Origin of the sequence: Burkholderia sp. AU33803 (assembly GCF_002223095.1) — a bacterium.
GTDB lineage: Bacteria > Pseudomonadota > Gammaproteobacteria > Burkholderiales > Burkholderiaceae > Burkholderia.
In genome coordinates, this window is sequence record NZ_NKFJ01000006.1 from 1,956,953 (window position 1) to 1,979,387 (window position 22,435).

General features: G+C 67.2%; 17 protein-coding genes. 13 read left to right on the top strand and 4 right to left on the bottom strand.

Annotation, left to right across the window (positions count from 1 at the left end; all coding sequences use genetic code 11):
* The first annotated feature begins 102 nt into the window (after positions 1–102).
* Complete coding sequence (locus tag CFB41_RS26040) at positions 103–2,427, top strand: FdhF/YdeP family oxidoreductase (protein WP_089458434.1); 2,325 nt, start codon at positions 103–105, stop codon at positions 2,425–2,427.
* Positions 2,428–2,439: 12 nt separating this feature from the next.
* On the top strand, positions 2,440–3,360 hold the full coding sequence (locus CFB41_RS26045) for a bestrophin family protein (protein ID WP_089458435.1): 921 nt from the start codon (positions 2,440–2,442) through the stop codon (positions 3,358–3,360).
* A gap of 220 nt (positions 3,361–3,580) precedes the next feature.
* Here the strand turns inward: CFB41_RS26045 and CFB41_RS26050 are convergent, their stop codons facing one another.
* Complete coding sequence (locus tag CFB41_RS26050) at positions 3,581–4,432, bottom strand: hypothetical protein (protein ID WP_089458436.1); 852 nt, start codon at positions 4,430–4,432, stop codon at positions 3,581–3,583.
* 312 nt (positions 4,433–4,744) lie between these two features.
* Positions 4,745–6,775 carry an FUSC family protein gene (locus CFB41_RS26055; RefSeq protein WP_089458437.1) on the bottom strand — a complete coding sequence of 677 codons (2,031 nt, stop codon included), beginning with the start codon at positions 6,773–6,775 and terminating at the stop codon, positions 4,745–4,747.
* A 145-nt stretch (positions 6,776–6,920) separates the two neighbouring features.
* On the opposite strand from CFB41_RS26055, the gene CFB41_RS26060 reads away from it, so the two are divergent.
* From CFB41_RS26060 to CFB41_RS26085, 6 genes are all read left to right on the top strand, one after another.
* Entirely contained in the window at positions 6,921–7,823 is a 903-nt protein-coding gene (locus CFB41_RS26060; protein WP_089427243.1) for a LysR family transcriptional regulator, read from the top strand.
* A gap of 398 nt (positions 7,824–8,221) precedes the next feature.
* Positions 8,222–9,781: a DHA2 family efflux MFS transporter permease subunit gene (locus CFB41_RS26065; RefSeq protein WP_089458438.1), complete on the top strand. Its 1,560-nt coding sequence runs from the start codon at positions 8,222–8,224 to the stop codon at positions 9,779–9,781.
* Between the two features lie 175 nt (positions 9,782–9,956).
* Positions 9,957–10,286: a hypothetical protein gene (locus tag CFB41_RS26070; protein WP_089442213.1), complete on the top strand. Its 330-nt coding sequence runs from the start codon at positions 9,957–9,959 to the stop codon at positions 10,284–10,286.
* A 257-nt stretch (positions 10,287–10,543) separates the two neighbouring features.
* Entirely contained in the window at positions 10,544–10,885 is a 342-nt protein-coding gene (locus CFB41_RS26075) for a sugar ABC transporter ATPase (RefSeq protein ID WP_089442212.1), read from the top strand.
* 136 nt (positions 10,886–11,021) lie between these two features.
* Positions 11,022–12,611, top strand: a complete 1,590-nt coding sequence (locus CFB41_RS26080) for an ABC transporter substrate-binding protein (RefSeq protein ID WP_089458439.1) — start codon at positions 11,022–11,024, stop codon at positions 12,609–12,611.
* A 94-nt stretch (positions 12,612–12,705) separates the two neighbouring features.
* The gene (locus CFB41_RS26085) at positions 12,706–14,133 is read left to right on the top strand and encodes a hypothetical protein (RefSeq protein ID WP_256941195.1); all 1,428 of its coding nucleotides are present in this window, start codon (positions 12,706–12,708) and stop codon (positions 14,131–14,133) included.
* 19 nt (positions 14,134–14,152) lie between these two features.
* Here CFB41_RS26085 and CFB41_RS26090 read toward each other — a convergent pair whose 3' ends face one another.
* A complete protein-coding gene (locus CFB41_RS26090) occupies positions 14,153–15,460 on the bottom strand; it encodes an Nramp family divalent metal transporter (RefSeq protein WP_089458440.1) in 1,308 nt (435 codons plus the stop codon).
* Between the two features lie 84 nt (positions 15,461–15,544).
* Entirely contained in the window at positions 15,545–16,801 is a 1,257-nt protein-coding gene (locus tag CFB41_RS26095; RefSeq protein ID WP_089442208.1) for an oxalate decarboxylase family bicupin, read from the bottom strand.
* A 453-nt stretch (positions 16,802–17,254) separates the two neighbouring features.
* Here CFB41_RS26095 and sapR point away from each other — a divergent pair, with 453 nt between their 5' ends.
* The 5 genes from sapR to nikC all read left to right on the top strand — a co-directional run bounded on the left by sapR (position 17,255) and on the right by nikC (position 22,434).
* The gene (sapR, locus tag CFB41_RS26100) at positions 17,255–18,136 is read left to right on the top strand and encodes a sap1 transcriptional regulator SapR (protein ID WP_089458441.1); all 882 of its coding nucleotides are present in this window, start codon (positions 17,255–17,257) and stop codon (positions 18,134–18,136) included.
* Positions 18,137–18,160: 24 nt separating this feature from the next.
* Positions 18,161–18,724, top strand: a complete 564-nt coding sequence (ddpX, locus tag CFB41_RS26105; protein ID WP_089458442.1) for a D-alanyl-D-alanine dipeptidase — start codon at positions 18,161–18,163, stop codon at positions 18,722–18,724.
* A gap of 46 nt (positions 18,725–18,770) precedes the next feature.
* The gene (locus tag CFB41_RS26110; protein WP_089458443.1) at positions 18,771–20,372 is read left to right on the top strand and encodes an ABC transporter substrate-binding protein; all 1,602 of its coding nucleotides are present in this window, start codon (positions 18,771–18,773) and stop codon (positions 20,370–20,372) included.
* 10 nt (positions 20,373–20,382) lie between these two features.
* Complete coding sequence (locus CFB41_RS26115) at positions 20,383–21,453, top strand: ABC transporter permease (RefSeq protein WP_089458444.1); 1,071 nt, start codon at positions 20,383–20,385, stop codon at positions 21,451–21,453.
* Positions 21,454–21,519: 66 nt separating this feature from the next.
* Positions 21,520–22,434, top strand: a complete 915-nt coding sequence (gene nikC, locus CFB41_RS26120; protein ID WP_089442203.1) for a nickel transporter permease — start codon at positions 21,520–21,522, stop codon at positions 22,432–22,434.
* Position 22,435 lies beyond the last annotated feature (1 nt).

Here is a 22,435-nt window from a genome sequence, read left to right on the forward strand (position 1 = left end):
AATGGCCGCAACTGTACTCTTTTTTGGAGTGAACAGGTGTACACACAGCCGGATGGGGGCCGCGCGTACTCTGCACCCATCGACCCCGACACCCGCTGCATCATGAAAAAGAAATCCGCCACCGCGCGCATCGAACCGTACACCCACCCGGCCGCCGGCTGGGGCGCGCTGAAAGCCGTCACGATCAACCTGATCAAGGAAAAGGTCGCCGGCGGCAACTACCGTACGCTGCTGCGCCAGAACCAGCCGGACGGCTTCGACTGCCCGGGCTGCGCGTGGCCCGATCGGCAGCACGCATCGACGTTCGAATTCTGCGAAAACGGCGTGAAGGCCGTGGCCGCGGAAGCGACGAGCAAGCGCGTGACGCCCGAATTCTTCGCCGCGCACACGGTCACCGAGCTGCTCGAACAGTCGGATTTCGAACTCGAGCAGCACGGCCGGCTCACCGACCCGATGGTGTACGACGCGCAGACGGACCGCTACGTGCCGATCGCGTGGGACGACGCCTTCGCGCTGATCGCACGCCACCTGCGGGCACTGCCCGACCCGAACCAGGCCGCGTTCTACACGTCCGGCCGCGCCAGCAACGAAGCGGCGTTCCTGTACCAGCTGCTCGTGCGCCTGTACGGCACCAACAACTTCCCCGACTGCTCGAACATGTGCCACGAGGCGACGAGCCGCGGGCTGCCGGCGTCGGTCGGCGTCGGCAAGGGCACCGTCACGCTCGACGATTTCGAACACGCGGACACGCTGCTGATCTTCGGCCAGAACCCGGCCACCAACCACCCGCGGATGATGGGCGAGCTGCGCGAGTGCGCGAAGCGCGGCGCGACGATCGTGTCGATCAACCCGCTGAAGGAGCGCGGCCTCGAACGCTTCGCCGATCCGCAAAGCCCGATCGAAATGCTGACGATGTCGGGCACGAAGATCGCGTCGACGTTCATCCAGCCGACGATCGGCGGCGATTTCGCGCTGATCAAGGGGATGGCGAAACGCGTGCTCGAACTCGACGACGCCGCGCGCGCCGCCGGAGCGCCGCGCGTGCTCGACACCGCGTTCATCGGCGAGCACACGGCCGGTTTCGACGCATTCGCCGACGACCTGCGCAACGAAAGCTGGTCGGCGCTGACGGCCGAAAGCGGCGTGCCGTACGAACAGATCGACAGCCTCGCGCGGCTCTATGCGCGCAGCGAGCGCGTGATCGCGACGTGGGGCATGGGCATCACGCAACACAAGCATTCGGTCGCGACCGTGCAGATGCTGACGAACCTGATGCTGATGCGCGGCAACATCGGCCGCCCCGGCGCGGGCCTGTGCCCGGTGCGCGGCCACTCGAACGTGCAGGGCAACCGCACGGTCGGCATCGAGGAAAAACCGTCGCAGGCATTCCTCGACCGGCTCGGCCACGTGTTCGACTTCGAACCGCCGCGCCACCATGGCTACGACGTCGTCGAGACGATCGAAGGGATGCTCGAGGGCCACGTGAAGGTGCTGATCGGCCTCGGCGGCAACTTCGCGATGGCGACGCCCGACACGCCGCGCACGTGGGAAGGCATGCGCCGCTGCGACCTCTCCGTGCACATCACGACGAAGCTGAACCGCAGCCACCTGATCCACGGCCGCGACGCGCTGATCCTGCCGACGCTCGGCCGCACCGAGATCGACCTGCAGGACAACGTCGCGCAAGGCGTGACGGTCGAGGATTCGATGAGCATGGTCCACGTGTCGTACGGGATGAACAAGCCGGCGTCGCCGAACCTGATGTCGGAGCCCGCGATCGTCGCGCACATGGGCCATGCGCTGTTCGGCAGCGGCAAGATCGACTGGCTTGCCTACAAGGACGACTACGCGAAGATCCGCGACGCGATCGAGGCGACGCTCGACGGCTTCTACGACTACAACACGCGCATCGCGCGGCCGGGCGGCTTCCATCTGCGCGTGGCGTCGCGCGACCGCGAATGGCTCACGCCGACGGGCAAGGCGAACTTCATCGCGCACGCGCTGCCGGCCGACACGCCGATCCAGCGTGCCCGCGCGCTGCACGGCGAGCGCCTGATGACGCTGATGACGACGCGTTCCCACGACCAGTACAACACGACCGTCTACGGGCTCGACGACCGCTATCGCGGCGTGTTCGGCCAGCGCCGCGTGGTGTTCGCCAACCGCGACGATCTCGCGATGTTGGGCCTTGCGGCCGGCGACTGGGTCGACCTGGAAACCGTATGGCACGACGGCATCGAGCGGCGCGCGGCGGGCTTCCTGCTCGTCGAGTACGACATCCCGCGCGGCTGCATCGGCGCGTACTACCCGGAAACCAACCCGCTCGTGCCGCTCGACAGCGTCGGCGACGTGTGCAACACGCCGACGTCGAAGTCGATTCCGGTGCTGCTGCATCGCGCGGCCGCGCCGGCGTCGATCGCCGCCTGACGGAGCGCCGCGATGATCGTTCGTCCGCGCGAGCACTGGCTGCGGATGCTGCTCGTCTGGAACGGCTCGGTGCTGCCGACCATCCTGCCGCAGCTCGTGCTGACGCTCGCGATCAGCGTCGTCGCGGTCTGGGGCGGCGGCCGCGTGCTCGGCGAGAAGGTGCCGCTGAACCCGACGCCGTTCACGCTGATCGGCCTCACGCTCGCGATCTTCGCGGGGTTTCGCAACAACGCGAGCTACGAACGCTATCGCGAAGGCCGGCAACTGTGGGGCGGCGTGCTGACCGCCTCGCGCACGCTGGTGTCGCAGGCGCTCTGCTACGGTGCGATCGACCGTGACGACGCATCGCGACGCGCGTTCGTGCGGACGGTCGTCGCGTACGTTTATGCGCTCAAGCATCAACTGCGCGGCACCGATCCGGCCGCCGACCTGCGCGGGCTGCTCGACGGCGCCGCTTACGATCGCGTTGCCGCTGCGCGCTTTCGCCCGGTCGTCATCGTGCACGCGCTGCGCGAAGCGTTCGCCGCGCGCGCCGATGCGGGCCATCTCTCCGACACGCGGCTGTGGATGCTCGATGCGCGCCTCGACGATCTCGTCGCGATGGTGAGCGGCTGCGAGCGGATTGCGTCCACGCCGATCCCCTTTTCATACGACGTGCTGCTGCACCGGACCATCTACGCGTACTGCGTGCTGCTGCCGTTCGGTCTCGTCGATTCGATCGGCGCGGCAACGCCGTTCGTCAGTGTGTTCGTCGCCTATACGCTGATCGCGCTCGACGCAATCGCGCATGCGATCGCCGAGCCGTTCGGCGACGGGCCGAATCATCTCGCACTCGATGCGATGACGCGGCAGATCGAGCGCACGCTGCTCGAGCTGAACCGCGAGCCGCTGCCGGCGGAGGTGACGCCGGGCAAGGCCTGGCGGCTCAGTTGATCCGGCCGACTCAACTCGACAGTGGCGCCCGTGACGGCTTCCGCACCGGCTGCCACACGGCGAAGTCCTGCATAGCGCACGCGGATGATGCAGCAGTACCTGCATCAGGCCTGACAAGACTACAGAGAAAAAGCTACGCTAAAGCCCACGCCGCCGAATTGACGGAGGCACCTTTCCCTCTCCATGCCTGCAAGGTGTCGGTGTGCCTTCGGTCACTGGATCAGAGCCGCTCGAGAAATTCGAGGAAGAGCAATACGACGATGAGGGCGCCAAGCCATCTCACCGTTACATTGAGGTTGGCAAGCTTGAGGCCCAGCGTGACCATGGAATCCGCGACGAGTTTCGTCGCACCATTGTCTTTCTGGTCTACGCCCTGCTCGGTGCCGCGCAATGATGTTGTCGCAAAGTCGATCCGAAGGCCGGTGACATAGCCCGTTGCAATAGTCGGCCATTCGATCGTGTCGTCGCTGTCGTTGGGTTTGAGAAAAAGTCGAGACTGCCGTACGAGGGCAGCGGTCGGGCGTTCGGCCACATACAAATGCCGCATGGTCAATCCCAACTCTACCGCGCCAAGCTGGCCATCCGAGCTTGCCTTCGCGAGCACCTGCAGGCAGGCGTCGGGAATATGGCAGGCGAGCCACCATTGATCGGGCTCGTCGACTTCGTCGTCGGCACGATTGAAGCCTAGCCGGGCACTGCCGAGCGCGACGTCGGACAACGAGGTCCCCAGTTCGTCTTCCAACGCACGCAGACCCAGCCGGTCGGCCGTGGTGACGTCGCGCGCCTCAAAAGACACCTGAAGCGTGCGCGTCGAACCTTGCGTGTCGCCCAAGATCGACAACTCCTGCCCCTCGATACTCGCCACGCCGTGCAGCGAGGTGGAAAGTGTCGGCTGCTTGCCCATGTCCAGCGGCTCGACGAGCTGTTGCACGATCTGAAGCTGCTCCAGCTTCAACCACATGGACGTCGCCGCGTAGTACGTCTGTTTCTGGTTGTCGGACCCGACATGTTCAACGATGTGAGCCCGCTGCCCAATGGGACTCACCGCAACCCCTTTTTCCAGAAAATCCATGACGTGCCCCCGCTGCCACCTATTACATCAAACCCCTCGCCGGCGAAAAAAGACGCGAGTGTTATCCGTCTGACCACGTGATTGGATCATCCGTGGTTTCATGGCGCTTCGCATTAGGGGAATACGTGGCATTTTTCTCGCCCCCCGCCTTCGCCAACCGTGTACTGAATTGGCACGATTTTGAGGCTGGCCCAATTTCCGTCCCAGTCCTGGTTGGAAAATTCCGGCTCTTCGGGGCGGGCCGAATCGGCCCGATCGGTGCACTGGCGGGCGAAGCACGCCGGCCACGACAGCCGCACGTCGAACCCTCCGTCAATCCTCGCGGCCTCGCAGGAAGCCATCGTGCGCGGCTGCCGTCTCCGCGATCGTTCTCAGCAGCACCGCACCGCGCAGCAGCGCGCGACCGTCGTCGCTATCAACCTCCGTCACGCGCCGCAGCAGCATACGGGCCGCCGCGTTGCCGGCCCGCGCCAGCCGCGCGAAATCCGCGCGCCCGACCCGCCCCCGCACCAACACGACCGCGCGCCGCGCCGCCGGCTCGCGCGCGGCCAGCTCGGCGAGCGCCAACAGGCTGTCGCCGATCGTCCAGGCCGCGAGCAGATCGCGCAGGTCGCGCTCGATGAGCGTGGGTGACAAACGGCCCGCGAAACCGAGTTCGCGCCCGAGACGGTCGGCCGTGCGGCTCAGCCACGCGCTCGCCCGCCACGCCCGTGGATTGCGTGCGATGCGCACCAGATCGTCGCGCACCGCGCGATGCAGGCGCCGTCGGCTCGTGCCGGGATCGCCGGGAAACACGAGCGCGAACACCAGCGCCCCGAACGCGATGCCGAGCAGCGTGGCGAGCGCCGAATTGAGAAACGCGGCATCGCCGATGCGCGCCGTATTGTCCGGCGACGTGAAATTCCAGAAGAAGATCGAGAAGCCGCTGCCGATGCCGGCCGTGCGCGGATTGCGCATCGCGATGCCCGTGCCGATCATGAACACGCCAAGGATATAGGCGAGCATCTCGAAGCCCGACACCGCCGGCAGCAGCACGAAATTGCAGAGCGCGCCCGCGACCGCCGCGCAGGCCGCCCCTTTCAGGAAGCCGACGGTGGCGCCAACCGAGTTCGGGCGCGTCGAGAACAGCGCGCAGACCACGCCCGTGATCGCGACGAACCCGGCACCCGACGGCCACGCGGTGACGATCCAGAGCGCCGACGCGACCAGCACGGCGACGAACGCGCGAATCCCGTTGTGCCATGCGAGCACCGGATCATGGTGGAACGCATAGCGCACGCGCGACGCCGGCGGATTCGGCCGGTCCATCTGCGCCTTGCCCGCAAAGGCGGCGTCGAACCCGGCCAGCAGCGCCGCCAGCCGGTCGAGCGTGAGCAGGCGCGACGGGTCCGAGCCGGCCGGCTCCGCGGCCTCGGCACGCACCGCGTCGTCCACGCGCGCACGCAACGCGGTCAACTCGGATCCGGCTTCGCCCGACACGGCCACGCCGTCGAGCACCCGCGCGGCATCGGCGACCAGCGGGTCCGGCGTGCCGCCGCTGCGTGCCGCGTGCTCGTGCAACGCCTGCCCGGCGGCTTGCGCGGACAGCACACCCAGCACCGCCGCACGCAGATGCCCGATCGCGTTGCGCATCGGCGGCGCGCCGGCCGCTGCATACTCTGCCGCCGTGTCGAGTTCGAGCGCATCCGCGAACAGCCGGTGCACGGCCGCACCGTTCGGCTCGCGGCGCAGCGCGCCCGCACCGACGGCCACCGCGCGGTCGAGATAGCGCGCGAGCCGGGTGCGGACGTCGGCCAGCGGTGAACCGGGCGCGAACACCGTCTCGAACGCCGCGCCGCACAGGATGCCGACCACCACGTACAGGAAGCGCGCGGTCGCGATATCGAATGCGTGCAGCGGCGCGGAAACGGCGTCCATCGCGATGATCGCCGCCGTATAGCCCGCGAGCACCGCCGCATACGCGCGGAAATTGCGCAGGAAGGTCGCGACGCCCGCGCACAGGCCGATCCACGCGGCGAGCGCCGGCAGGAACAGTTCGGGCGTCTGCGCGAAGGCGCCGGTCAGCACGAGCGCGACGGCCGCGCCGATCGCGGTGCCGAGAATCCGGTACTGGCTCTTCGACAAGCCCATCCCGCGGCTGCCCTGCGCGACGATCCACACCGTCGACGCGGCCCATTTCGGGTCGTCGAGATTCATCCGGAACGCGATGTAGAGCGCGAGGAGCGACGCGGCCGTGTTGCGCAACGCGAAGCCGAGGGCGCCTGGCGGCAGCGTGGGCCGGGCGTCGCGCAGCGCGGTGCGCACGGCCGCGAGCGGCGGCAGAGAGGGCAAGGCGAATTTCATGCGGCGAGCATACCGGGGAGCGCCGCCGCCACTAAGGGCCGCGGACAGGATGCGTTATTGCACCGGGCAGGATAATCGCCGCCGCGCGAAGCAATTCGGCCGGCACAGGTAAGATGCCCGCAGGTCGAACACTGAAGCACCTCGTATGGACTTCGAAAGCATCCGGATATTCCTGCGCGTGGTCGAACGCGGCAACTTCACCGCCGCCGCCACGCACCTCGACATGCCGCTCAGCCGCGTGAGCCGCAAGGTCAAGCAGCTCGAGGACGATCTCGGCGTCCAGCTGCTGTACCGCACCACGCGGCGTGTGTCCGTCACCGAAGCCGGACGCGACTACTACGAGCGCTGCCTGCGCGCCGAGGACATCCTGCTCGACGCCGACCGCCAGGCCCGCGCGCTGCGCACGGCGCCGGAGGGCATGCTGCGCGTGCTGGTGCCCTACTCGATCGGCCTGTTCGAACTGGAGCCGGCGCTCGCGGAGTTTCGGCGGCGCTATCCGCTGGTCCAGCTCGTGCTGATCTACGACAACAACCCGCTCGATCTGGTCGAGCACGGTTTCGACGTGGCGCTGCGCGCGGGCGTGCTGACCGACTCCAGCTACATCGCGCGCTCACTCGGCTGGTCGCAGGCGAAGCTCGCCGCGAGCCCCGCGTATCTCGACCGCGTCGGCCGGCCCGCCACGCCGCAGGATCTCGCGCAGCACGACCTGCTGCTCGTCGGCCGCGACGCGCCCGGCCTGACGCTGCGGCTCACCAATGCGGCCGGCGAAGTGGCCGACGTGCCGGTGCGGCCGGTGCTGATCACCAACGAATCGGTGACGGTGCTGCGCCAGGCCGCGAGCGGCGGCGGCATCGCGCTAGTCTCGACGCACTACACGGCCCGCCGGCTCGAGCGGAACGAGCTCGAAATCGTGCTGCCCGACTGGCACCGGACCGACGACGTCGAGCTGCACGTGCTGTATCCGCGGCGCGCGACGCTCGACAGCAAGGTGCGCGCATTCGTCGAATTCCTCGCGGAAGTGTTCGACGATTGGCGCACCGCGCCGTAACCGGCACGGTGCGCCCAGCGATTATTGCAGCAAGCGAAATCGATTAATGAGCCGGCCCGTGTTGATGGCGGCTCGCCACATCGTTAGCCTGTCGCGATGCAAAACCATTCCACACGCGACGGCAGCCGCCTGACCGCTGCCCGCAGGCGCGTCACGCGCGTCCCGCCCTCCTGACCGGCAGCATTCCGCCTTCAGAAGCCCGCCACGGCTTCATGCATTCGATCGAGCAGCACGTCGCACGCATCGGCCCCCTCTACCGGGCCGCGTCGCGCGCGCCGTGCTTCCTTCCGTTCAGCCGCCGCGCCGTCCGTGCGTCGCTTTCGCGCGCGCGTGCCCGCCGCAACGGGTCGCATCCGTTCCGCACCTTACGCTCCTTACGTCGCTTACGCAGGAAACCCATGTCCTCTCCGTCCACTCCAGCGCCGCTATCCGGCGGCCGCCTCGCGATCGGCACGATCGCGGTATCGCTCGCGATGTTCATGAACGTGCTCGACTCGTCGATCGCGAACGTCGCCATTCCGACGATCTCGGGCGACCTCGGCGTGTCGGTCGACGAAGGCACGTGGGTGATCACGATCTTCGCGGCCGCGAACGCGGTGTCGATTCCGCTGACCGGCTGGCTCACGCAGCGCTTCGGCCAGGTGCGCCTGTTCGTCACGTCGATCCTGCTGTTCGTGTTCGCGTCGTGGCTGTGCGGGATCGCGCCGAACCTGCCGACGCTGCTCGCCGCGCGGATCCTGCAGGGCGCGGTCGCCGGGCCGCTCGCGCCGCTGTCGCAGGCGCTGCTGCTCGGCGCGTGGCCGCGACAGAAATCGTCGAGCGCGCTGGCGCTGTGGTCGATGACGGCGCTCGTCGGGCCGATCGCGGGGCCGTCGCTCGGCGGCTGGATCACGTACGACTACAACTGGTCGTGGATCTTCTACATCAACATCCCGGTCGGCTTCTTCGCGGCCGCCGTCACGTGGATCGTGTTCCGCGACCGCGAGTCGGCCACGAAGCGCATGCCGATCGATACGATCGGCCTGTTGCTGCTCGTGCTGTGGGTCGCCTCGCTGCAGATCATGCTCGACAAGGGCAAGGATCTCGACTGGTTCAACTCGCCCGTCGTGGTCGCGCTCGGCATCGTCGCACTGATCGGCTTCGCATTCTTCCTCGTGTGGGAGCTTCACGAGGCAAACCCGATCGTCGACCTGCGGCTGTTCACGCAGCGCAATTTCGCGGGCGGCACGATCGCGATCTCGGTCGCGTACGGGATGTTCTTCGGCACGCTGGTGCTGCTGCCGCAGTGGATGCAGGGCTATCTCGGCTACCGCGCGGTCGATTCCGGGCTCGCCACCGCGCCGCTCGGCGTGTTCGCGATTCTGCTTACGCCCGTCATGGGACGCCTGCTGCCGCGCACCGATCCGCGCTACATCGCGACGCTCGCGTTCGTCGGCTTCGCGGTCGTGTTCATGATGCGCACGACCTTCTACACCGACGTGTCGCGCTGGGATCTCGTGCTGCCGACGCTGCTGCAGGGCATCCCGATGGCGATGTTCTTCGTCCCGCTGACGTCGATCATCCTGTCCGGGCTGCCGCCGGAGAAGATCCCCGCCGCCGCCGGCCTGTCGAATTTCGGCCGCACGTTCTGCGGCGCGGTGGGCACGTCGCTGATCAGCAACGCATGGAACGACCGCACGATTCTGCATCACGTGCGGCTCACCGAACAGGCGAGCGTCACCAATCCGGTCTTCACGCAGCAGGTCGACGCGACGCGCTCACTGCTGCACCTCGGCCCCGATTCGGCACTCGCGTTCTTCAACGCCTCGGTCGATTCGCAGGCGGCCGTGATGGGGTTGAACGACATCTTCTACGTGTCGGCGATCATCTTCATCGCGATCATTCCGCTGATCTGGATCACGAAACCGAAGCGCTCGGGCGGCGGCGATGCCGATGCGGCGGCGGCCGGCGCGCATTGATCCGCGTGCGCGACAGTCGAGCCCCGTCCTGCACGCGCCGGGGCTCACACCGCCGCGCGCCGACGTAATAAAGACTTGCAATCGATACAGGCGGAAACGTCAACAGCCGGTGCCCGCTCCGCGTTTTTTTGGACAAGCGCCCACGATCCGGAGCGCAACGACAGGAGAAAACACCATGCGAGCCCTTACCCGCCATCTCGCGATTGCCGCGACCCTGATGTCGGTGCTGACCGGTACCGCGTTCGCCGACACGCCGTGGCAACAGGCGCACCCGCGCCGCGAAGAAGTCAACCAGCGCCTCGCCAACCAGAATCGCCGGATCCATCACGAAGTGAAGGAAGGCGAAATGTCGCACGCCGAGGCCGCGCGCCTGCACCGTGACGACCGCAAGATCCGCCGGGAAGAGCGGGACATGGCTGCGCAGGATCACAGCCACATCACGAAGAGCGAAAAGCACGTGCTGAACCAGCAGGAAAATGCGGTCAGCCACCAGATCGGCCAATAAGATCGACAACACCGGCAAGTGCCCATTCGCCATCACCTGAAACGCCCGCTGCCGCGATGCGGTAGCGGGTGCTTGTTGTGTATCGAATCGTTTCAACGCGCCGACGGCTTCAAACGCTGCGGGTATACTCCGTCGTCAGCCGCCTGTCGCATCGTCATCCGTCAAAAACGGCCCGATTCCGGGCGGTTTCGTCGCGAAGCTTCGCGTTTCGCCTACCCCGCGCCCCAGCCTCGATACGAGACCCACGACGACCCATCATGAAACGATTCCTGCTGCTCCTTCCCGCCGCCCTGCTCGCCGCCTGCGGTTCCGCGCCCTCGTCCGACCCGGGCTCCGCCTCCGCCTCCGGGGCAGCGCCGATGATCTACGTGTCGTCGCAACGTCCGGCCTACGCGGTCGCCAACTGCCTCGACAGCCGCCTGTCGGGCACCGAGCAATCGCAGCACAACGGCGTGACCGACATCGCGGTCGGCTCGAACTCCTACTTCGTCACGCTGACGCCATCGGGCAACGGTTCGGTCATCAAGGTCGTACGCGGCTCGGGCAACGAGCCGGCCGAGGAAGCGATGCGCTTCGCGGTCGCGCGCTGCGCGATCTGATTCGCATCCGCCGACGCCGGGCGCCCGCCCGGCTCGCGGCTGCGCGCCACCCTGCCGGCGCGCACGCCGAATATTTTCATCCGGGCAGCCGTCGATGAGAGAATCGCACCCACGATTCCCTTTCAACGGAGCCCGCATGAAGCACCTGCTGTCCCGGCTGTTCGTCAGCGCCGCGCTCGTCGCGCTTGTTCCGGCATGGCCGGCGCAGGCGGCCACGCCGCCCGGCATCTTCGTCGTCGCCACGCAGCTCGGCGAATTCACGACCCTCGACCCGAGCGGGATCTACGAGCTGGTGCCGTCCGAATACGTCGCGAACACCTACGAACGCCTGGTGCGCGTCGACCTGAAGGACCCGACGCGCTTCGACGGGCAGATCGCGCAATCGTGGACGGTCGGCGCCGACGGCGTGACCTACACGTTCAAGCTGCGCCCCGGCCTCACGTTCCACTCCGGCAACCCGGTGACCGCCGACGACGTCGCGTGGTCGCTGCAGCGCACCATCCTGCTCGACAAGGGGCCGGCCGGCGTGCTCGCCGATCTCGGCCTCACGAAGGCGAACGTGATGCAGAAGGTGCGCGTGGTCGATCCGCAGACCGTCGTGCTCGAAACCGACCGCAAGTACGCACCGAGCTTCGTGCTCAACGTGCTGAGCGCGTGCCCGGCCTCGGTCTTCGACAAGAAGCTGCTGCTGTCGCATCAGCAAGGCAACGATTTCGGCGGCGCGTGGCTGCGAACCAACGACGCGGGCTCGGGCCCGTACCAGCTCGTCAAGTGGACGCCCAACGAGACCATCGTGCTGCAGCGCTTCGAGAAATACCGCACGCCGTACCCGATGAAGCGCGTCGTGCTGCGTCACGTGCCGGAAGCCTCCGCGCAACGGCTGCTGCTGGAGAACGGCGACGCCGACGCCGCGCGCAACCTGAGCCCCGACAGCCTCGCCGCGCTGACGAAGGCCGGCAAGATCAAGGTCGCGTCGTGGCCGGTGTCCGCGCTGCTGTACCTGAGCCTGAACACGAAGAACCCGAACCTCGCGAAACCCGAGGTGCAGCAGGCAATGAAATGGCTCGTCGACTACGACGGCATCCAGCGCAACATCGTCAGCACGACCTACAAGGTGCACGAAACCTTCCTGCCCGAAGGCTTCCTCGGTGCGTCGAACGCGCGGCCGTACAAGCAGGACGTCGCGAAGGCGAAGGCGCTGCTCGCCAAGGCCGGCTTGCCGAACGGCTTCGACGTGACGATGGACATGCCGAACGACTACCCGTACCTCGAGATCGCGCAGGCGTTGCAGGCGAACTTCGCGCAGGGCGGCATCCGCGTGAAGCTGATTCCGGGCGATGCGAAGCAGGCGATCGGCAAGTATCGCGCGCGCCAGCACGACATCTTCATCGGTGAATGGTCGCCCGACTACATGGACCCGAACAGCAATGCGCGCGGCTTCGCGTGGAATCCGGACAACTCCGACCAGTCGCCGACGAAGATGCTCGCGTGGCGCAACAGCTGGGACATTCCGCAACTGACGAAGGACACCGAGGCCGCACTCGTCGAGCCGTCGCCCGCGAAGCGCGCGCAGCGTTACGAAGCGCTGCAGAAGGCCGTGCTCGCGAACTCGCCGTTCATCATCATGTTCGAGAAGGTCGTGCAGGTCGCGACGCGCCCCGGCGTGACCGGGCCGGAGATCGGGCCGATCAACGACCTCGTGTCATACCGCACGCTCGCGAAGTAATGGGCGCTGCCCGCGCGGCCGGCCCTGCCGGCGCGCGGGTAATCGGCGCCACCGCCGCGCCGGCGCCTGGGCGTGGGGCGGCCGGCGATCTACAATGGCCGGCACCGCGGCGGCCGGCGGGTCCCGGCGATGGCACCAGGCCGTGTTCCAGTGGCGGTGGGACAACAAGCCGTTTCATATTGCGTATCACGACAGCCGCGGCTGCGGCGCGGTCGTCTGCGAGCGCCACGTCGGCGACTGCGTCGGGCGCGCACATCGGGGAAAGAACATGCATTCGAGCGAGCACGCGGTCTGCGTGGCGATCAACGACAACAACCGCGCGTGGTACGAAATGCTCGTACCGTTCCTGCTGTCGCTGCGGCACACCGGCTACGACGGCCGGATCGCGGTGATCGGCTACGGCCTCTCCGAACGCAAGCGGCAGATCCTCGCGAGCCAGGCGGTCGACGTGATCGAAGCATCGGGCGCGTATGCGCTGCCGGTCGGCCGCTTCATCGAGGCCGCCGAGTATTGCGCCCGCCACCCGCAGATCCGCAAGCTCGCGCTGTACGACGCCGACATCTGGTTCTGCGCGCCGGGGTTCGACCTGTTCTCGCAGATCGGCGACGACCGGATCCACGCATGCCCCGACCCGCTGTTCTGCACGTTCGTCATCACGCCGCTGATCGGCGAGCGGCGCGACCATCACTGGCGTCTCGTCGTCGACGAAGTGTCCGCACGCCACGGCGGCGCATTGCAGGCCGGGCTCGTGGCCGGGACCGCCGATGCCTGGGCACGCTACGCCAGCCACCTGCGCGACTGCATGGCCCGCATCGGCACCGATTTCCAGGAATGCTTCGGAATCGATACGACCTTCCTGCACCTGTGGAGCGCTCAGGGTCAAACGGCGCTGCTCGATCCGGTCCAGAACTTCGTCAGCAAGTACGGCATTCACGAAGCGTTCGATGCGAGCACCGGCACGACGACGCTCCGGTATCACGGCGAGCCGATCCGCGCGCTGCACATGACCGGCGATATCCGCTTCCTCGACCGGTGGCGCTACTACGCGAACCACACCGACGCCGCGCTGCGCGACGGCATGCCGTTCGCGCTGTCGGACGGCACGCCGGTGCAATCCGATACGGTTGCCGCGCGCATCGCGGCGACCGGCTACGTGCAATCGGCCGGGCTGACCGTTGTGTCCGCCGCGATCGAGGAAAGCGCGGGCGCCTACCTGCAGGCGATCGACGAACCCGGCGGCACGATGCTGATCGGCAGCGGAAACCACGAAATCGTGCTCACCGCGACCCGCGACATCGCGCGGTTGAACGTCTACGTCACGCATCCATCCGGCTCGCCGTCGCCGCTGCTGTGCGAAGTGCTGGTCGACGGGCGGGCGCAGCGCAAGGGCACCGAGCTGATGGCGCATTTCTGGTATCAGGTCGTGGCCGGCACCGTCATCACGCTGCGCTCGACGAGCCTCGGCGGCCAGCAATGCAACGTGATCTGGCGGCTTCGCGAGGCGCCCGACATGCAGCAGTAGGCTGCCGGCCCATGGCCGTTCAATTGAAGGCCGCCCACACCAGGTACGCATTCAACCCGACGATCACGACCGTCGCCGCACCGGCGACGATCCGCAGCGGCGGCCGCATCGCGTAGGCACCCATCACGTCCGCACGCGCCGACAGCAACAGCAGCGCGATCATCGGCAGCGGCAGCACGAAACTCAGCACGACCTGGCTCGCGACCATCGCGCGCGTCACGTCGCAGCCGAGCGCGACCACCGCGAACGCCGGCACGACCGTCACAGCGCGCCGCACCCAGACCGGCACGCGGCGATGGATGAAACCCTGCATCACGACCTGCCCGGCCATCGTGCCGACCACCGAACTCGATACGCCCGACGTCAGCAGCGCGACGAGAAACAGCGCGCCGGCCGCCGGCCCGAGCACCGGGATCAGCGTGTGATACGCGTCGCCGATGTCGGTCATGCCCGGCGCGCTCGCGTGAAACGCCGACGACGCCATCATCACCATCGCGAGATTCACGAACCCGGCCAGCCCGAGCGCGACGACGACTTCGCGATTCGAGAAGCGCACGAGCCGCCGCCGCTCCGTGTCGTCGCGCGGCGCGGTGCGATCCTGCGTGAGACCCGAATGCAGATACAGCGTGTGCGGCATGATCGTCGCGCCGATGATCCCGACCGCGATCGTCAACGCCGCGTGATCCGGAATCTGCGGGACGACCAGGTGGAACGCGGCCGCACGCCAGTCCTGCGGCGCGATCAGCAGCTCGCCGAGATAACACGCGCCGATCACGCCGACCAGCGCCGCGATCGCGGCTTCCAGCGGCCGGAAGCCGCGCTTTTCGAGCGCGAGGATCGCGCCGGTCGCGAGCGCCGTCGCGATCATCCCCGCGAACAGCGACAGGTGGCACAACAGCCCGAATGCGAGCGCGCCGCCGAGGAATTCGGCGAGGTCGGTCGCCATCGCGGCGATCTCGGACGCGACCCACATGCCCCACACGACCGGCGCGGGAAAGCGGTCGCGGCACAGCTCCGCGAGATTGCGGCCGGTCACGATGCCGAGCTTCGCGGACATCGCCTGGAACAGCATCGCGATCGCGTTCGCGGCCAGCACGACCCACAGCAGCCGGTAGCCGTACGCGGCGCCGGCCTGGATGTTGGTCGCGAAGTTGCCGGGATCCATGTAGCCGATCGACGCGATCACGGCCGGGCCGACGAACGGCAGCAGCGCGGCGACGCCGGTGCGGCGCCCTTCCAGCGCGGCGCGCGCCGCGCCGTCGGGGTGCCCGGTGGACAGCTCCGGCAGCGCGAAGCCGCCGGCACGTTTGCTCGTGACGGGAATCATGATGAGGTTCCGTTCGAATGAGGAAGGATTCCTGAATTTCTGGCGCCTTGGCCGGCATGCCGCCTGCCGGCCGAGGCGGCGGCGTTACAGCGGCACGACGTCGGGACGGTTGCGCGGAAACTGCGCGATCACGTCCGGCGCGACGTTCAGGTGCGCTTCGACGAGCTGCGGCGGTGTATGCGCGAGCCAGTCGGACAGCGACACTTCCGCATAGCGGTCGGTCTTGAAGATCTCGAGGAACACCAGATCGGTGCTGCCGGTGTTCTGCACGTAGTGCCCCAGGCTCTTCTTCACGTAGCCGACGTCGCCCGCGCGGAAGTCGGCCGTCTGCGCCTTTGGCCCCGTGTCGAACACGGTCATCCGTGCGTCGCCCTGCAGGTAGTACTGCCATTCGTCCGCGTTCGGGTGCCAGTGCAGCTCGCGCATGCCGCCCGGATGCACGGTGACGAGCGCCGCCGCGACCGTGGTCGACACAGTGAAGTTCGTGCTGTCCGCGATCCGCACTTCGCCGCCGCGGGTCTTCCTGACCGGCTTCATGTCGCCGAGCGAGAAGATGAACGGATGCGGCGGCGCACCGGCCGACGACGCGGACGCGCGCTGCGCTTGCGCGAGCGGGCCCGGTTCGTCGCCCTGGAAGATCCACAGGTTGTCGAGCGGAATGTTCCTGAACGCGTCGGCCGGCACGCCGAAGTTGAGCGCGAGCACGTCGGGCGGCGTGTGCGCGATCCAGTCGGTCAGCAGCAGCGTGTTGAATTCGGACGCGCGGCCGTTGTCGAACGCGAGCAGGAATTCGGCGCCATCGGTGCCGAGGCCCTGCAGCGAATGCGGCAGGCCGGGCGGGAAATACCAGAGATCGCCGGTCTTCACGTCCTGCACCGATGGCCTGCCGAGTTCGTCGAGTACCGTGATCCGGCAGCGGCCGTCGAGCATGATGGCCCACTCGGCCTGCTGGTGCCAGTGCATCTCGCGAATGCCGCCGCGTGTGAGGCGCATGTTGACGCCGGAAATGGTTTCGGAAATCGCAAAATCGTCCTGCGTGACTTCACGCGCCCATCCGCCATTTTGAATGCGTTTATGGGCGTTATTGAATGACGCCCAGAATAATGGCATCCCGTTGATATCGGTAGCCGGCGGGTCCTGAAAGGACGGGAATTGATTGGCGATTGCCGGGTTCTGGGGCCCCGGGTCGGTCAGGCTCTGGCGGTTGCGTGCATTCACCGCGCCTTCCGGCGGGCGGTCCGGATTACCGAACGAGGCCGCCTTGGCCGATACGGCGATACCCGCCGCGGCAATGGCGCCGGCCGTTCCAGCCAGCATCTTGCGTCGAGAAAGATTCGTCATGATTTCCTCTTCATGCCTGCGATTGAGCGAATTTCAATTGACGGAACACATGCCGTTTTTCGGATTATCGAAAATCGAACATCCCGTGACGCAAGTTAAATCCATATTCATCTAAAAATTAAATGAATTATTAACCTGAATTAATGAGTTAATCTGATTCGCTTTAACTTTGTAATGATTGAGGATGCGGGACGCAGGCGAACCGGTCGGAGCAAATGAGGGGAGAAATTCAACCGTCGGTGTCGGGTATTTCCGTCAGGCATAAACGCAAATTATTCCTGACAGGCATAAACGCAAAATATGCCTGACAGGAATAATCCACCGCCCCGCTCACGCCCCCTTCCGCCCCTATCGCCTATCCTCAAACCATAGTTTTTATCCGCTGGCGCAGATGATTTTGGCTTTGTTAGATGGATGACATTCGATCACCAGACGACAACGATCTAACAGCCGATGACCTGCGCGTTTGCCCGTACCGTCGAATCCCGCTATGCCGAGCTGACGCCGACCGCCAAGCGCATCGCGAGCTACATGCTCGCGAACCTCGACCGGCTCGGGCTCGAGACGGCCGACCAGATCGCGCAGCAGGCCGGCACCAGCGGCATCTCGGTCGGGCGCTTCCTGCGCAGCGTCGGCTACCGCAACCTCGACGACCTGAAGCGCGAACTGCGCGGCGGCGGCGACCGCCCGTGGATGATCACCGACCGGCTCGACGAATACCGCCGCGTCGCCGGCACGCCACCGGCCGGAGCCGGCGGCAACGACAGTGAAGGCCCGCTCGCGTCGTCGCTCGAGCGCGAGCTCGATGCGATCCGCCACGTGTACCGGCTCGCCGAAGGCCCGGTGTTCGCGCAGGTGGCCGACCGGATCGCGCAGGCGGACGCCGTGTTCATCCTCGGCATCCAGTCGACGCGCGGGATCAGCAACGCGTTCAGCAGCTACCTCGAGTACCTGCGCCCGCGCGTGTTCTATTCGGACGGCCAGTCGGGCTCGTACGTCGATTCGCTGAACTCCGAATTCGAGCGGCCGTACTGCATCGTCACCGATACACGCGCGTATTCGCGCAGCGCGCGCCGCTATTGCCAGGCGGCCGCCGAGCGCGGGCAGCCGTTCGCGCTGGTTACCGATCTCTCGTGCCCGTGGGCGCGCGACTGGCCGGCCGACCTGCTGCAGGTGAAGACCGACGTCGGCCAGTTCTGGGATTCGCTCGCGCCGCTCACCTGCCTGTTCAACCTGCTGATCACGGCCGTGGTCGACCGCCTCGGCCCCGCGATCGACCGGCGCGTCGCGCGCAACCGCGAACTGCAGCGCACGTTCGATCAATTCGAATCCTGAATGCGAGTGCCTTCCGAACCGCCGATGAACGCTCACCGCCTCGTTGAAATCACGTCCGCCACGCATCGCGTCGACATCGATCTCGTCTACGCGACCGACCGCAACCTGACCGGCAGGCCGATCTACCGCCGCGCGCACTGCCTGCTGCTGGCGCCGGCCGAAGCCGCGCTGCGCCGCGCGGTGAACATCGCGGCGCAAGCCGGCTTCACGCTGCGCATCTACGACGCGTACCGGCCGCCGCAGGCGCTGCAGGTGCTGTGGGACTTCCTGCCCGACCCGAACTTCATCGCCGATCTCGGGCGCGGCTCGAATCACAGCCGCGGCACCGCGCTCGACCTGACGCTCGTCGGCGCGGATGGCGCGCCGCTCGACATGGGCACCGGCTTCGACGAGATGGTCGCCGCCTCCGGTCACTTCCACGCGGGGTTGCCCGAAGCGGTGCAACGCAACCGCCTGCTGCTGCTCGGCGTGATGCACGCGGCCGGCTTCGCGCACATCGACAGCGAGTGGTGGCACTACGAATTGCCGGGCTCGCGCGCGCTGCCGCAAATCGACAATGCGGACAGCGGCCCGTGGCACCTGATGTGATGCACGTCCCCCTTCCCGTTCACGTTCGACAACCGATGGAGCGCACATGAAATTGCTGACGTCCCGGCGCGTCGCGGCGCTGGCCGCCGCGTCCGTTCTCGCCGCCGTTCCGCTTTCCGCCGCGCGTGCGGAAACGCCGAAAGACATGTTCGTGATGGCGACGCTGCTCGACGAATTCACGACGCTGGATCCGGGCGAGATCTACGAGCTGGTGCCGGAGGAATACGTCGCGAACACGTACGACCGCCTGGTGCGCGTCGACCTGCGCGACCCGTCGAAATTCAACGGCGACGTCGCCCAGTCATGGACGGTGAGCACCGACGGGCTGACCTACACGTTCAAGCTGCGCCCCGGCCTCAAGTTCCACTCGGGCAATCCGCTGACGGCCGACGACGTCGCGTGGTCGATCCAGCGCGCGGTGCTGCTCGACAAGGGCCCGGCCGCCGTGCTGACCGGCATCGGGCTCACGAAGGCGAACGTCGTCGCCAACGTGAAGAAGCTCGACGACCTGACGGTATCGGTCACGACCGACCAGAAGTACGCTCCGACCTTCGTGCTGAACGTGCTCGGCTCGTGGCCCGCCTCGGTGGTCGACAAGAAGCTGCTGCTGGCGCACCAGCAGGGCAATGACTTCGGCAACGCCTGGCTGAAGACCAACGAAGCCGGCTCCGGCGGCTACAAGCTCGTGAAATGGACGGCCGGCGACAGCGTCGTGCTGCAACGCTTCGAGGGCTACCGTCTGCCGCTCGCGATGAAGCGCATCGTGCTGCGCCACGTGCCCGAAGCAGCCAGCCAGCGCCTGTTGCTGGAAAACGGCGACGTCGACGCGGCGCGCGACCTGAGCCCCGACGATCTGGCGTCGGTCGTGAAATCCGGCAAGGCGAAGGTGTCGGCCTCGCCGCAGGCGACGCTGCTGTATCTCGGCCTGAACACGAAGAACCCGACGCTCGCGAAACCCGACGTGCAGGAAGCACTGAAGTGGCTGGTCGACTATGCGGGCATCCAGGCCAACGTGGTGAAGACGACCTACAAGGTGCACCAGACCTTCCTGCCCGAAGGCTTCCTCGGCACGCTGAACGCGAACCCCTACAAGCTCGACGTCGCGAAGGCGAAGGCGCTGCTCGCGAAGGCCGGCGTGCCGAACGGTTTTTCGGTGACGATGGACGTGCGCAACGACTATCCGTACACCGAAATCGCGCAGGCCGTGCAGGCCAACTTCGCGCAGGCCGGCATCAAGGTGCAGCTGATTCCCGGCGACAACAAGCAGACGCTCGCGAAATACCGCGCGCGCCAGCACGACATCTACATCGGCGAATGGTCGGCCGACTACATCGACCCGCACAGCAACGCGCAGGGTTTTGCATGGAACCCGGACAATTCCGACAAGTCGAGCTATAAAATGCTGGCCTGGCGCAACAGCTGGGACATCCCGCAACTGACGAAGGAAACCGACGCCGCGCTCGCCGAACCGACCGCCGCGAAACGTGCGCAACGGTATCAGGCGATGCAGAAGGAGATGCTCGCGCGCTCGCCGTTCGTGATCATGTTCGAGAAAGTCGCGCAGGTTGCGACGCGGCCCGGCGTGAGCGGGCTCGACGTCGGGCCGATCAACGATCTCGTGTCGTACCGCAACCTGAAGAAGCAATAAGATTCGCCGCATGTCGACTCCCGCCTCCTCCCTCGAAGCACTGCGCACGCTGCCCGCGCGACGCCCGGCCGTGCGCTGGGCGCTGCGCGTGCTGCGCTGGGCGCTCACGCTCGCCGTCACGTTCGCGGGGCTGCTCGCGCTGACGTTCGTGATCGGCCGCAAGGTGCCGATCGACCCCGTGCTCGCGATCCTCGGCGATCGCGCGTCGGCCGACGCGTACGCGGCCGAACGCATCGCGCTCGGCCTCGACAAGCCGCTCGCCACGCAATTCCTGATCTATGCGCGCGACGTGCTGCACGGCAATCTCGGCATGTCGCTGCTGACCGCGAACCCCGTGCTCGACGACATCAGGCGCGTGTTCCCGGCCACGCTCGAACTGGCGACGATCGCGACGCTGATCGGCATCGCGATCGGCGTGCCGCTCGGCGTCGCGGCCGCCGTCAAGCACAACCGGCCGATCGACCACGTCGCGCGCTTCGTCGGGCTGATCGGCAATTCGGTGCCGGTGTTCTGGCTCGGGCTGATGGGGCTGCTGCTGTTCTACGCGCGGCTGCACTGGGTCGGCGGGCCCGGCCGGCTCGATCCCGCGTACGACGGGATGGTCGACACGCGCACGGGCAGCCTGCTGATCGACGCGGCGCTCGCGGGCGAGTGGGACGTGTTCCGCAACGCGGTGTCGCACATCGCGCTGCCGGCCGCGATCCTCGGCTACTACTCGGTCGCGTACCTGAGCCGGATGACGCGCTCGTTCATGCTCGACCAGCTGAGCCAGGAATACATCGTCACCGCACGCGCGAAGGGCTTGTCGGAACGGCGCGTGATCTGGCGGCATGCATTCGGCAACATCATGGTGCCGCTGCTCACCGTGATCGCGCTCACGTACAGCAACCTGCTCGAAGGCTCGGTGCTGACCGAGATCGTGTTCGCGTGGCCCGGGCTCGGCTCGTACCTGACCGGCGCGCTGCTGAACGCCGACATGAACGCGGTGCTCGGCGCGACGCTCGTGATCGGCGCGATGTTCATCACCGTCAACCTGCTGACCGACGCGCTGTACCGCGTGTTCGATCCGCGTGCGCGCTGAGGGCCGACCCGACATGACCGCTTCCACCCTGCTTCTTTCATCGCCCATGCCGAAGGTCGTCCAGTCATGAATGCCGAGCGTCTCACCCTGCGTACGTGGCTGCTCTCCGACGCGCCCGCATCGCGCTCGCAGGCCGCACTCGGCCTCGCGTACCGGCGCTGGCGTCGTTTCGCCGCGAATCCGCTCAACCTGTTCGGGCTCGCGATTCTCGTCGCGCTGATCGTCGTCGCGATCGTCGGCCCGCTGATCATGCCGCACGACCCGCTGCGCCAGGTGCTGTCCGACCGGCTGCTGCCGCCCGGCTCGCCGTCGCACTGGCTCGGCACCGACCAGCTCGGCCGCGACATCCTTTCGCGGCTGATCGCCGGTTCGCGCCTCACGCTCGGCATCGCCATCCTCGTCGTCGTGATCGTCGTGCCGATCGGCCTCCTGATCGGCACGACGGCCGGCTACTGCGGCGGCTTCGTCGACAGCGTGCTGATGCGCATCACCGACATCGCGCTCGCGTTCCCGAAGATCGTGCTCGCGCTCGCGTTCGCCGCCGCGCTCGGGCCGGGCGTGATCAACGCGGTCGTCGCGATCTCGATCACCGCGTGGCCCGCGTATGCGCGGCTCGCGCGCGCCGAGACGATCCGCATCGCGCAGGCCGACTTCATCCACGCCGCGCGCCTGCAGGGTGCGTCGGGCCCGCGCATCCTGCTGCGCTACATCATGCCGCTGTGCATGTCGTCGGTGATCGTGCGCGCGACGCTCGACATGGCCGGCATCATCCTGACCGTCGCGGGCCTCGGCTTCCTCGGCCTCGGCGCGCAGCCGCCGAGCCCCGAATGGGGCTTCATGGTCGCGTCGGGCCGCAACGTGCTGCTCGACGCGTGGTGGGTCGCGACGCTGCCCGGCTGCGCGATCCTGCTCGTGAGCCTTGCGTTCAACCTGCTCGGCGACGGGCTGCGCGACGTCTTCGATCCCCGCCATGGAGCGTGAC

Coding starts and splice junctions, on each gene's coding strand:
- CFB41_RS26040 (WP_089458434.1), top strand. CDS start 103: ATGAAAAAGAAATCCGCCACCGCGCGCATCGAACCGTACACCCACCCG.
- CFB41_RS26045 (WP_089458435.1), top strand. CDS start 2,440: ATGATCGTTCGTCCGCGCGAGCACTGGCTGCGGATGCTGCTCGTCTGG.
- CFB41_RS26050 (WP_089458436.1), bottom strand. CDS start 4,432: ATGGATTTTCTGGAAAAAGGGGTTGCGGTGAGTCCCATTGGGCAGCGG.
- CFB41_RS26055 (WP_089458437.1), bottom strand. CDS start 6,775: ATGAAATTCGCCTTGCCCTCTCTGCCGCCGCTCGCGGCCGTGCGCACC.
- CFB41_RS26060 (WP_089427243.1), top strand. CDS start 6,921: ATGGACTTCGAAAGCATCCGGATATTCCTGCGCGTGGTCGAACGCGGC.
- CFB41_RS26065 (WP_089458438.1), top strand. CDS start 8,222: ATGTCCTCTCCGTCCACTCCAGCGCCGCTATCCGGCGGCCGCCTCGCG.
- CFB41_RS26070 (WP_089442213.1), top strand. CDS start 9,957: ATGCGAGCCCTTACCCGCCATCTCGCGATTGCCGCGACCCTGATGTCG.
- CFB41_RS26075 (WP_089442212.1), top strand. CDS start 10,544: ATGAAACGATTCCTGCTGCTCCTTCCCGCCGCCCTGCTCGCCGCCTGC.
- CFB41_RS26080 (WP_089458439.1), top strand. CDS start 11,022: ATGAAGCACCTGCTGTCCCGGCTGTTCGTCAGCGCCGCGCTCGTCGCG.
- CFB41_RS26085 (WP_256941195.1), top strand. CDS start 12,706: ATGGCCGGCACCGCGGCGGCCGGCGGGTCCCGGCGATGGCACCAGGCC.
- CFB41_RS26090 (WP_089458440.1), bottom strand. CDS start 15,460: ATGATTCCCGTCACGAGCAAACGTGCCGGCGGCTTCGCGCTGCCGGAG.
- CFB41_RS26095 (WP_089442208.1), bottom strand. CDS start 16,801: ATGACGAATCTTTCTCGACGCAAGATGCTGGCTGGAACGGCCGGCGCC.
- sapR (WP_089458441.1), top strand. CDS start 17,255: ATGACCTGCGCGTTTGCCCGTACCGTCGAATCCCGCTATGCCGAGCTG.
- ddpX (WP_089458442.1), top strand. CDS start 18,161: ATGAACGCTCACCGCCTCGTTGAAATCACGTCCGCCACGCATCGCGTC.
- CFB41_RS26110 (WP_089458443.1), top strand. CDS start 18,771: ATGAAATTGCTGACGTCCCGGCGCGTCGCGGCGCTGGCCGCCGCGTCC.
- CFB41_RS26115 (WP_089458444.1), top strand. CDS start 20,383: ATGTCGACTCCCGCCTCCTCCCTCGAAGCACTGCGCACGCTGCCCGCG.
- nikC (WP_089442203.1), top strand. CDS start 21,520: ATGAATGCCGAGCGTCTCACCCTGCGTACGTGGCTGCTCTCCGACGCG.